At 42.9% G+C, this 11,998-nt stretch carries 9 protein-coding genes and 1 pseudogene; 5 read left to right on the top strand and 5 right to left on the bottom strand.

All coding sequences use genetic code 11. The annotated features are described in order from the left end of the window. Nucleotides 1-132: 132 nt before the first annotated feature. Nucleotides 133-981 carry an aldo/keto reductase gene (locus EKM61_RS07585; RefSeq protein WP_068225753.1) on the bottom strand — a complete coding sequence of 283 codons (849 nt, stop codon included), beginning with the start codon at nt 979-981 and terminating at the stop codon, nt 133-135. A gap of 542 nt (nt 982-1,523) precedes the next feature. Between EKM61_RS07585 and EKM61_RS07580 the strand changes: the two genes are divergently transcribed. Continuing rightward, on the top strand, nt 1,524-1,952 hold the full coding sequence (locus EKM61_RS07580; protein WP_158234213.1) for a MarR family winged helix-turn-helix transcriptional regulator: 429 nt from the start codon (nt 1,524-1,526) through the stop codon (nt 1,950-1,952). Between the two features lie 663 nt (nt 1,953-2,615). Here the strand turns inward: EKM61_RS07580 and EKM61_RS07575 are convergent. Continuing rightward, nucleotides 2,616-3,836 (bottom strand): annotated as a pseudogene (locus EKM61_RS07575) (MFS transporter). 103 nt (nt 3,837-3,939) lie between these two features. Beyond that, nucleotides 3,940-4,458: a transcription repressor NadR gene (locus EKM61_RS07570; RefSeq protein WP_068225751.1), complete on the bottom strand. Its 519-nt coding sequence runs from the start codon at nt 4,456-4,458 to the stop codon at nt 3,940-3,942. Between the two features lie 133 nt (nt 4,459-4,591). Here EKM61_RS07570 and EKM61_RS07565 point away from each other — a divergent pair, with 133 nt between their 5' ends. Then, nucleotides 4,592-4,948 carry a hypothetical protein gene (locus tag EKM61_RS07565; protein WP_068225750.1) on the top strand — a complete coding sequence of 119 codons (357 nt, stop codon included), beginning with the start codon at nt 4,592-4,594 and terminating at the stop codon, nt 4,946-4,948. Between the two features lie 1,433 nt (nt 4,949-6,381). Here the strand turns inward: EKM61_RS07565 and EKM61_RS07560 are convergent. Together EKM61_RS07560 and EKM61_RS07555 are read right to left on the bottom strand one after the other, a co-directional pair. Further along, a complete protein-coding gene (locus EKM61_RS07560; protein WP_068225747.1) occupies nt 6,382-7,131 on the bottom strand; it encodes a DUF4811 domain-containing protein in 750 nt (249 codons plus the stop codon). Nucleotide 7,132: 1 nt separating this feature from the next. Beyond that, complete coding sequence (locus EKM61_RS07555) at nt 7,133-8,572, bottom strand: MDR family MFS transporter (protein WP_068225746.1); 1,440 nt, start codon at nt 8,570-8,572, stop codon at nt 7,133-7,135. 681 nt (nt 8,573-9,253) lie between these two features. On the opposite strand from EKM61_RS07555, the gene EKM61_RS07550 reads away from it, so the two are divergent. From EKM61_RS07550 to EKM61_RS07540, 3 genes are all read left to right on the top strand, one after another. Beyond that, entirely contained in the window at nt 9,254-9,817 is a 564-nt protein-coding gene (locus EKM61_RS07550) for a TetR/AcrR family transcriptional regulator (protein ID WP_068225745.1), read from the top strand. Nucleotides 9,818-10,074: 257 nt separating this feature from the next. Beyond that, nucleotides 10,075-10,797 (top strand): 5-oxoprolinase subunit PxpB, encoded by a 723-nt coding sequence (gene pxpB / locus EKM61_RS07545; protein ID WP_068225744.1) that lies wholly within the window; start codon nt 10,075-10,077, stop codon nt 10,795-10,797. Continuing rightward, nucleotides 10,797-11,801: a 5-oxoprolinase subunit C family protein gene (locus EKM61_RS07540; RefSeq protein ID WP_068225743.1), complete on the top strand. Its 1,005-nt coding sequence runs from the start codon at nt 10,797-10,799 to the stop codon at nt 11,799-11,801. Before pxpB ends, EKM61_RS07540 begins: the two co-directional genes overlap by 1 nt. Nucleotides 11,802-11,998 lie beyond the last annotated feature (197 nt).

The raw sequence follows: 11,998 nt of genomic DNA, 5'->3' as shown, positions 1-11,998 counted from the left end.
TTCATGTCTATTTTTGTATTAAAATACCCCAGCAGACTGGGGTATTGGGTAACTATTTAACTTTCAACCTTTAGTTAACACTTTTTAAGTTACTTAAATTATCGATCCTAAGAAAACAGGTAAGTTAACGCCTTAACCCTGAGTCGCGTTATGGGAATGGCTTGGCGCCGTGTCGGGCATAGCGTTCAAAGATGCCATATCTTGGGCACTAATTTCAAAATCTAGTTGTGCATTATTTTTAATGTGGTCAGTGCCGACCGCCTTTGGTAGTGGTAAAATGTCGTTTTGTAAACAGAAGCGCAAAGCCAATTGGGCCACGCTAACGTCATACTTTGCGGCCAATTGCTTCATTTCTTGGTTGTTGAGTAAGCCGCCAGTTGCTAATGGTGAGTAGGCCTCAACCAAAATATCGTTTTTCTTGGCAAATTCAGTGATTTTGGGTTCAGTGTAGCCAACGTAGTACTGAATTTGATCGACCATTGGTTTAATTTTAGCGTTGGGCAAAATGTTTTCTAAGTCGTGCACGTTGAAATTAGAAACGCCAATAGCTTTGACTTTGCCAGTTGCGTAAATATCTTCCATTGCGCGCCAAACTTCTTTGTTTTCCTTGTCGCAATTTTTGCCAATTTCGGTCCATGGCCACGGTGCGTGAACCAAGTACAAATCCAAGTAGTCAATATCTAATTGTTCCATTGTGCTATTGAAGTCCGTCATTGCGCCGTCGTAGCTCTTAGTTGCACCAGGTAATTTCGAAGTGACAAAAATATCCTCCCGCGCAATACCAGAATCGCGAATTGCCCGGCCAACATCACTTTCATTTTGGTAAGCCTTAGCCGTATCAATGTGCCGGTAACCAATTTTCAGTGCCTCAGCGGCAGCGTTATAGGCCGTTTCGCCAACTGGAACCTGCCACATGCCAAAGCCAACTTTAGGAATCTTGGTGCCATTAGTTAAGTTAAATGTATCTGTTAAAATTGCCACATTTTCCACCTACTTTTAATTTTTAATTACACATCTATTATACGCGTATTGAAGTGAAATCGAATTAATTGAACCTACTTTTAATCCGGCGCTTATTTCAGACACATTTTCACTAAACTAGCAGTAAAGATATTTTCTAAACACGAACTAGGGTAAGCACAGAAGGTCACCTTTTAAACAGAGTTGGAGCACATTGAGTCAGAAGATACTGACAAAATAAATTTTCGAGGCTGGGACAAAACTCCTAGCCTCTTATTGTTTCCGAACATTGCTCTAGAAAGTGCGCCAAAAGTCTGGGTTCACGTGTCTAACTACAGCTGATCCAATAATCGTACTATGGTTATTGGATCAGCTTACATTACCCAGTGAACCCAAAACCGACTTTTGTCCCACTCCCGTGGTAAACAACCGACCGTGAAGTTGCGATTAGTTGTTAGTACAAGTATCATCTAAACAATATTAAGCATAGGTAAGTATTTGATTAACAATAGATATTTTACTATACTGTTGCTAAAGATAACTAATCGAAAGCAGGCATAAAATTGAAAATCGATAACTCGAATAATTTATCGGAGCGACTCCATTTGGTTGTTGCTCAGGAAACAGATTTTATTCACGCCCAACTGAGCGAGTTAGGGCTAAATAACCAGCAGGCGCGCCTATTGAAATACGTCAGTGAGCACCCAGGCACAATTCAGAAGGATGTTGCGGAATACCTAAATCGCCAAAATGCCACCGTCACAAATATGCTGAAGCTAATGGCCAAACGGGGTTACATCGTCCGCAAGATTCCGGCTGACAATGAACGCCAAAAACAAATCTTCCTTGAGCCAAAAGGTGAAAAATTACTGGGCTCAATTAACGCAACTTTTGCATCACTTGAGGCAGAAATTGAGTCGGCCGTTCCCCAAAAAGAACAGGCCGCATTTATCCGTAATTTAGAAAGAATTACAAAAAAATTAGAACAATAAGAGTGTTTGAAAAAGCGCTTAGATTCTGAGGATTAGCTACAACAGCCAAATTATCTGTGAAACAGATGATTTGGCTGTTGTAGCTAACCGCAGGAATCTGCTTTTTCAAACACGTTTCCATTAAACTAGTCAGTAAAATACAAGTGAGAGCATTCTCTAAACACAACCTAGCTAGGCGAAAAGAGACGCGCAGCGGATCGTTCGACTAGCGTAGCTATACGCAATAATCTGCTTTTTCAAACACGTTTCCATTAAACTAGTCAGGGCATCTCTAAACACGGCCTAAACAGACGAATTGCCTTTGAAAAAGGTGATTTGGCTGTTGTAGCTACTATTCCGCAATTGAGGATTATTAGCTTAAATACGCTCATAATCTTGATGCGCCATACGTTGTCCATTCAACTATGGCGAAAAGCGCCAAGGATCACAGTTATAAAGTCCATAACTGTGTTTCCTCGACTAAGTTCGTCTCGGTCACCGCAATAATCTGCTTTTTCAAACACGTTTCCATTAAATTGGCCAGGCAGATACAAGTGAGCGTGTTTTCCAAAGGTAACTAAACGAAAGAAGCTGCCTTGTAGCACACGTTTCATTTATACCGTAAAAAAAGGCAACCACAACAAAAGCGAATTTTGTTGTGGTTGTCTTTTTTTCGTTCGGCTGCTATTCACCTTGAACAGTATCATCCAGACGCTGGCCCATGGTTTCTTTGCCAAGAAAGATAATGGCAACGACGGCGATAATGATGGCCGCGCAGAAAATCCCAAAGATAACGGTGAAGGAGACCCCCTTAGCGATCAGACTGCCAACCATAATTGGTCCTAAAATACCGCCGATTCGACCGACACCAGCGGCCATACCAGTTCCAGTGCCCCGAATGGTCAGCGGATATTGTTCTGGCGAGTAGGCGTAGAGCGTTCCCCAGGCACCCAGATTGAAAAATGAAAGCAACATACCAAAAATTAAAATGGCCGCCAAGCCAGTGGCGTTACCGAAGCCCAGTGCGCTAACAGCCGTGCCCAGTAAAAAGAAGGATAGCACCCATTTACGGCCTAGATGCTCAACCAACCACGCGGCAACAAAATAGCCAGGTAATTGGGCAAGGGTCATGATGAGTGTGTAGCCGAAGCTGTTGATCAGGCTGTAACCTTTTAAAACGAGGACACTGGGAAGCCAAAGAAACATGCCATAATAGGAAAAGACAACCATGAACCAGACGATCCAAAGCATCAAAGTGGATCTAAAGTAAGCAGGTTTTCATAAATCGGCCAAGGCCTTCCCGGTGGATGGCCGCTGACCGAATTCTTGGCGGACAAAAGCCTGTGATTCATGCAAGCCGTAACGCAGATAAAGTGCGTATAGTGCGGTTAAAGCCGAACCAAATAGGGCGATGCGCCAACCCCAAGTGGGAATCACAAAATATGAAACAAGTGCCGCCACTAACCAACCGCCAGCCCAAAAGCTTTCCAGTAAGACAACGGTTTGCCCGCGACTTTCAACCGGAACGTTTTCCGAGACGAGTGTTGAGGCAACTGGTAATTCGCCACCAAGCCCAGCACCAACGAAGAAGCGTAAAACAAGAAACATAGTGTAGCCTGTGGTTAGCGCAGATAATCCGGTGCCGATTGAGAAAAAGAGTAGCGTGATGATTAAAACATCTTTGCGCCCGTAACGATCGGCCAAGATACCAAACAAAATGGCCCCAACTGCCATACCAATTGAGCTAACACTGCCAATCCAACCCATTTGAACCTCGCTTAAATGCCATTCCGGTTTAAGTGCCGCAATAATAAATGAAAGCATGCCAACATCCATCGCGTCAAATAACCAGGCCAGCCCCGCAACCGTTAATAGCCGCTTTGTTGCGGGTTTTTCGTTTGTCATGATAAGTAATCCTCCCAGGTAAATTAAGATATGTAATGCGCTTTTTAAGGTGTCTTGACACCTTAAAAGATAATCTTAGTAAACACTACTTAGGAGTGTCTTGTCAACTAGCCGGTTCGTATAAAATTCCAGCGGCGTGCAGACTTTGTTTGATCTGGGTTAATTGGGTTTCATTTTCAAAGGTAATTGTGTGTAAATGGACACCGTCCGTAAGTTCCGCCAAGGGATGGCCTTTAAATCGGTTTAATTTGTGGACGAATTGTTGAACGTCACTTAAAGTTCGGATCGCTAACTGACCGCGCAGTTGGCCGTAGAGTGGGTGCTCAACGAGGACATCGTTAACGCTACCGCCGGCTTTGACAATTAGCGTTAGTTCTTGCTCAATATCGGCCGGGCGGTGGCGACAAGCAATGATTGCCTGGTGACTACTATTGTGCTGGTACTCATAACCGCGGGGGGTGGCAACGATTGTTTCTCCTTGCGCGCGCATTAAGGCAATATCACCGACAATTGTTTGCCGACTGACGCCGAATTGTTTAGCAAAATGACTAGCGCTTAGTGGCTGCGTTCCTGAAATTAGTGCGCCACGAATTTGTTCTTGTCGTTTTTTTCCTGATAACATTTGGATCACCTCTGGTTGATTGTACCATGTTTATTTGCGGACAAAAGACCAAAAAGAAGGCCGCTGTTTAACGGCAAGTTTTTCTTGTGCTATATTAAAGTTGGAAACTAAATTAGTGAGGTGTGTTGTTAGGATGACAGATAAAGAAGATAGTGTACTCGATCAAATTAATGCGCAATTGCGTAAGTTAGCGTTGGATTTGCGTAAGCTTGGTGGGAAAACCAGCCATATTAGTCAATTCTTAACGCAAGAGCGGGCTATTCATGAAGTTCGTAGGATTGGTCGTGAAGCCCAGCAAGTTGAACAGACTGTCCAAAAAGAGCTCCTGTCTAGAAAAGAGCTGGATACGCTCCGTTATATCGAAACTGAGTTTGTTGATCTGGATGATGCCTTGATTAATTTGTCCGATGATGCCGACAAATTAAAGAGTGTTATGGCCCAACATAAGGCTTTGGATGCTGTTCAGAAAATCTTGGCGGACGCTAAATAGATTTTTATTAGCGATAAGAAAATAGTGGTGTGAAAAGGACGCTTGGTTCACTTTTAAGCACGTGAATCCAGACTTTTGGCGCAGGTTCTAGAATAATGATCAAAAACAATAAGAGGCTAGGACTTTTGTCCCGGCCTCTTTTGAATTTTACCCAAAAAGGGCGTCCGTTTCCGCACGACTTGTGCGCTAGTAAATCGGCCGCTGGGCAAACAAAGTTAGGACAAAAAAAGATCCTTACGGTTGGGTTGCCGCAAGGATCAAAAAGGAGTAAGGGTGAGCCACCAGTTGGGAGGACCAGTGACTCTTTTTTCATTACTTTGGAGGAGTAAAATGAAAAATTTGGGTTGTTTGGGTAAATAGGGATTACTGATCTCTATGTAAATTACTATACTGGTGAATTATGAAGAAAGTGTGATTGATTTCATAACAAATTGATAAGATGATATTTCGAATAGTTAAGATAAAGTTAAGCTTATTTATAGCACTGGTAAAACAGACTTGCTATGCTAATAACATAATCAAAAACGTAGGGAGTGTTAGCGGTATGCCAAATGATCAAAAAGTCTGGACCTGTGCTTTATGTGGTGCAACTGAGCAGAACAAACGAACTCAACCACCTAAAAAAGATGGTTGTGAAATCTCTTATTGTGAGGAACATCGCTGGCGATAAACGGGAGAGTGGATAAAAATCGGTTTTGGGTTTACTGCGTAGCGTAGGTTAATTCAATAACCGGACGATTGGTTATTGAATGAGCTGTAGTCGTGTTTGAAAAAGTAGCTAGGAGCAGGAATAAAATTCTCAAGGTGAGATTTTATTCCTGCTCCTAGTTTTTGCTTGCCACTAGATTTTAGAAATAAATGTAATGTAGAAAAATTTAAAAATTATTTTGCGTACTGGCTAGTCTTATAAATAAACGCAATAAAAAAACGTAGGCAACAAAAAAGACCACTCAATTGGGTTTACTTCGGTGATCTAAAAGGAGTGCCAGTTCCACTCACGGGTTGCGTGGTAGTGGAATGGACAAACGTAAGGCTTGGTCAAATAAAAAAAGAAGGCAACAAAAAAGACCACTCAGTTGGGTTGCCAAGTGATCTAAAAGGAGTAAGGGTGAGTCACTGGTTGGGAAGACCAGTGGCTCTTTTTCAATTACTTTGGAGGAGTAAAATGAAAAATTGGGTTGTTAGGTATATTTGGGTAAGAGATGTATCTCATCTCTATGAAGTTCAATATACAGGCCAAGTGTGAAGAAAATATGATGGCTTTGTAATCTCTTAATGAAGAGTGCAATTACGGAACCAACTTTGGGCCTTGATAGCCAAAATGAGCAAAACGGTCAACAGTCAAAAAAGACGTCTAACTTCAACATTGCAATGGTCAATAACGATTGCAATGTGCGACTAGACGCCTTTTTAATTGAAAATGGCCTCTAAATTTATTGGCTGGCCGTCTTTTTTGCCTGTTTAAGCAACGTTTGGGCGACTTGTTGTTCTTGTTGCTGAACCTTGGCCTCGACCTGTTTTTCGGCGGTTGCTTTGATTTGTTGCAACTGCTGTGTGGTCAAAGCAGGCTGTTTGGCTTTAGCCTGTTCAACGAGCAAGGCGATTTGCTGCCTGCTCTGCGTTTTAGCAGCCGCCTGTTTAGCCTTGGCCGCTTTTTCCAGCCAGGCTGCCTGTTTGCAGCTAATAGTTGTCCAATTATTAGGTAGAACGAATTTATTCTGCCGTGAAATCAGCTCATGGTGGGCGCCAGTTCCACTAAAACACCAGCGCCAGAAGCTATTTTGGTAGCGCCAATACTTTGTGGTAACCACCAACTTAGCCCGCTTGGTTGCCTGGTAACTAATTTCGTTCGTTGTTTTAATGCTGGCCTGTGTGTGCAGTGCCTTTTTCTGATTAGCTAGTCGGTAAAGATAAACTTTTTCCGTTTTACTCTGGCGAATTGGCTGGTAGATCAATAACGGCAATTGTTTTGTTGGGCTAATGGAAGCAATTTTGGTCGTTTGTTGTTGACTAACTTGGTGCATTCCCCAGTGAGCGTTGTCGTTGCCAATCATGAGGCTGGCTGACAAGACCAGCAAAATGAGCCCTAGTCCGCCGACTAGCCATTGCTGTGCCCGTGTTTTAAGCAAAAGAACACCAGTGACAAAACAAATAACGCCAATAAAAAGACTGATTAAAATCATATTATTTAGCCTCTTTTCGCGTATTTTTAACGAAGCAAGCAAAGATGAAGTCGATGACACCAAAAGCAGTTGCAACTAGAAATGCCGCGTGAAAACCGCTCATGGCCGCCTGATACGACTGATCCCGAAAGGCAAGCGGGGCTGTTTTCAACAAGGCATGTGCTGGATTATTTTGCGTCATAACGTTGGCCAGAACACTGCCTAAAATGGCGGTCCCAATCGACGTCATCACTTGGCGCATCGTGCTATTAACGGCAGTTCCGTGGCTTAATTGAATGCCTTTTAAATCAATTGAACTGGCAGCCGTTAACGGCATGGTCACTAGGGCGACGCCGATCATTAAGACTGTGTAGTCGCAAATAATGTAGCTATACGGTGTGTTGCGCGTTAATAAAACAAACGGAATCGTGCCTAGTGTGAGTAAAAAGGTCCCCACTAATGCCAAAAGCCGGCCGCCCATTTCGTCATAAATTCGGCCACTAATCAGGCTGACAATACCGTAAACAAGCGCGCCAGGGAGAATCATTAAACCAGAGTGCAGCGGGCTCATGCCGCGAACATTTTGCAAATACATTGGCAGAACAACCTGAATGCCGATCATTGCCGTGTTGGAAAGTGCAGTAATAATGGAAGCAACGGTAAATGATGGAATTTTCAGTAAACGAACGTTCAAAAAAGGTTCTTTTTGCGGCCATTCGCGCCAAGCAAACAGACCGATGAAAATTAAACCAATAATGATACTAGTGATAACAACGGTCGACAACCAACCGTGTTCACCAACCTCGGAGAAACCATAGAGTAGTGTGCCAAAGCCAATCGTCGAGAGTGCGATAGCCAGGGCATCAATTTTAGATTTTTTAACCGGGATAACGGGGTGAACGAAAATCAAGGTCATGATCACAACTAAAATAACCGGGGGAATCATGATGCCAAATAGATCACGCCAACTGTCATTGTCAAGAATCCAGCCGGAAACAGTTGGCCCAAGCGCTGGTGCTAGGCCAATGACGATTCCACCCAGGCCCATCATTGAGCCACGTTTGTCTGCCGGAAAAATAACCAGCAAGACGGTTTGAATGGTTGGAAAAGTAACGCCAACGCCAATTGCTTGCACTAGGCGGCCAATTAAGATGAAGGAAAAACTATTAGCAGTGAAGCTGATAATTAGACCGACGAGAAAAAAGGCGAGGGCCGTTAAGTAAATTAATTTAAGACTGAAATTATTGAGCAGCCATGCGCTGATTGGAATCATAATGCCCATAATTAGCAGTGGGCCAGTAGTTAGCCACTGAACGGTCGCGCTGGAGATTGAAAATTGATTCATAAGCGTTGGGTAGGCCGTTACTAACATATTCGTCGTTAAAGCAGTACAAAATGTACCTAGCAATAACGTTAACATGAGTAAAATTCGATTGTACTGCCGTCCGTTAGTATCCATCATAGTAAAGACCTCGATTAATAAATTTGCTAAACTGATTGTATCAGGTTATAAAGTATTATATACTGTTTTTAACAGAAAATAAACTGTTTATATAAGTTTGTTTTCAAAGCAAGTTATTTATTAGTCAAAATCTTGTTAAAAAGGGACCGCGTGACGGATTCTTATGGTAAAAATTCTGGCGTAAATTAATTGAAGTGGGCTATTATTGAAGTTAGATTATGGTTGGGGAATGTTTTTACTAGTATTTTTCAAACTAGTTTAATGGAAACGTGTTTGAAAAAGCAGATTCCTGCGGTTGCCATGCTTCAACTTGGCGATTTTCGCCATAGTTGAATGGACAACGTATGGAGCATCAAGATTATTAGCGCATCTGGCTAATAATCCTCAATTGCGGAATAGTAGCTACAACAGCCAAATCATCTGTTGCACAGATAATTCGTCCGTTTAGGCTGCGATTCGGACTTTGGTTCATCTTAGTCCGATCGACAACGTCAGTAATCCTCAGAATCTAACCGCTTTTTAAGGCACTCTCATTGGAAACGTGTTTGAAAAAGCAGATTATTGCGTATAGCTACGCTAGTCGAACGATCCGCTGCGCGGCTCTTTTCGCCTAGCTAGGCTATACTCCATAATCTAACCGCTTATTCAAGCACTCTAGATTAACGTGTAAGGAGCAACATAATGGTAAAGAAAAGAACGTTAACTAAAGAAAAGGTTTTAGAAATGGCCGAACAGTTAATTGAAGAAAAGGGTATCAATCAACTGACCATTCGTGATTTAGCGTCGGCCTTAGAAGTGCGCCCGCAGTCGATTTACAACTACGCCCATAGTCTTGGCGATTTGTTGGATCAAGTAGGGCTGCACTTCATCAACCAAATTTCACAACAATTAACAAAACAGTTGATTGGCATCTCTGGCCGCAAAGCGTTAATGACCTTTGCTCAAGAATTTCGCCAAGCTTGTAAGCAACATCCAGGGTTAGCGCCGTTATTACTAGATTTGAACACTTTACCCCGCACATCAAAAACGCACCAAGCACTGATCGAACTTTATCGAGATGTCTTTACGCCATTGCAATTAACCGATGACACCACAAAGGTTGAGGCGACTTTGTACCGCTCAACCCTGTTTGGTTTCATTGTTCAAGAAATTGGTGGTTTTCTCAATTTACCCGCTGAAGTGGTTGACGAACGCTTTGACCAAACTATGACGCTGGCAATTGATCAAGTCAGAAAAATGAAATAAAGCGTCGTGTAAAAAGCGGGCCTAATGATCCTTTTTAAAATGTGGTCAATCCAAAGAAGTGCAGCAAAATAAAATTTGTTGCACTTCTTTATGTTGGCATTTTTTTATTGTCGATGTTAGTAGATCTATCATATACAAATATAAGTATTACTTAGTTTAAGCAGAATTAGATATTAATTTGAAAATTAGATTGATTTTAATCTTAATTTAATCTAAAATGAATTTATTCTTTAAATTAGCTAAGGGGGTCATCGTAATTGTTACCCTATGAATTAATTCCCGCCAGTGACCAGGCACTAAATGTAACCTTTCCTAACAGAATTGATCCACAGATTAATTTAATCATTAGTCGCCTGGCGGCAAAGTTAAGTAAACAAGCCGCAATTACAGCTTTATTACCAGCGTTTCGAACGTTGACGGTTTTTTATCAACCATTGGAGACAAGTTTGGAACAAATAGAGGCAGTTGTGACCACTTCACTTCAGCAGTTGGATTTACATAAAGGTAGTGAGGCGCGAGTTGTTCACATTCCTGTTTGTTACACGACTGAATTTGGTCCTGATTTAGAAAAAGTGGCCGCCCACGCAAAATTAGATACCGCAGAATTAATTAAACGACACACAAAACCAAATTACTTGATTTACATGTTAGGCTTTCTGCCAGGGTTCGCCTATTTAGGCGGACTAGATCCCCAGATTGCCATGCCCCGGTTAACCTCACCACGGGCAACAATTCCGGCAGGTTCAGTTGGCATCGCCGGTGAACAAACGGGGATGTACCCAGTAGTTTCACCAGGTGGTTGGCAATTGATTGGCCGTACACCAATTAAATTGTTTGATCCACAACGTGATCAGCCACTATTGTACCAGGCGGGGGACTACATTCATTTTGATGAAATTAGTCAATCAGAATTTACCCAAATTACGGATAATTCGGCGGCTTACCAGATTAAGGTAACTCGAGAGCAGGTGAAAAGCTGATGAGTATTACGGTACTAAGTGGTGGTTTACTAACCACCGTTCAGGATTTTGGTCGCACAACCCAGCAGGCAAGTGGGTTTTGTGTTTCTGGAGTGATGGATCCGTGGGCCTTTCGTTTAGCCAATTTGTTAGTTGCCAACGATCCCAAAACTGCTGGGTTAGAAATTACCAGCGTTGGACCAACGTTGCAGTTTAACCAGGATTGCGTTATTGCGTTGACAGGTGCAACTGGCCAGGCAAGTTTGGATGGGCAGCCATTTCCTTTTTACCAGGCGCAACTGGTATTGGCCGGTCAGCGTTTGGCGATCAAACAATTAACTAACGGCATTCGGAGTTATTTGGCCGTTGCTGGTGGTTTTGCCCTACCCGAAGTGATGGGCAGTTTGGCAACCAGTACGCGCTATCAGTTGGGCGGCTTTCACGGACGCGCTTTGCGGGCCGGGGATGTTTTACCGTTACAGCAGGCAACACCCTACGTCCCAAGTTATGGCAGTCGCAAGTTACCTGTTCCGAGTTACGCTGAAAAGCAGGTGACAGTGCGGGTGACGCCGGGCCCACAATTTAAGCAGTTTACTGAGCAAGTTCAACAGGAATTTTTAAAAACGAGTTTTACGATTAGTGATGCTTCTGATCGAATGGGCTACCGCTTAAACGGGGCAAAATTAACCGTCGCGCAAACGGGAAACTTATTGTCAGAAGGAACTTTCTTTGGCGGCGTACAAATTCCGCAAAATGGGGAACCAATTATTTTGTTAGCTGATCGCCAAACAACTGGTGGGTACCCCGTTATTGCAGTTTTGGCTAGCGTTGATTTACCGTTGATTGCTCAAGCACAGCCGGGAATGCAAGTTAATTTTAAACTAATTTCAATTGCGGCAGCGCAGGAGTTATTGCGAAAGCAGCAGGGGCAATTAACCCAGTTAACCCAACAAGTACAGCAACCAAGTTGTGGGGATTTAAGCCCCCGATTGCCAGCAAGCCGCGTGAGAAGGTTGTTTGGCTGAAGAGTGGTCTAAAAAGGCGCCCAGATTCCGAGCATTAGCCTAGATTGACGAATTATTTGCAAAGCAAATGATTTGGCGATCGTAGCTACTATTACGCAATTGAAGATTTATTAGCTAAGTACGCTAATAAATCCTGATGCTACATACGTTGTCCATTCAACTACGGCAAAAAACGCCAAGTTGAAACATGGCAAGCA

The organism is Loigolactobacillus backii (assembly GCF_003946275.1).
Taxonomy (GTDB): Bacteria; Bacillota; Bacilli; order Lactobacillales; family Lactobacillaceae; genus Loigolactobacillus; species Loigolactobacillus backii.
This window is presented reverse-complemented; position numbering and strand designations above follow the sequence as displayed.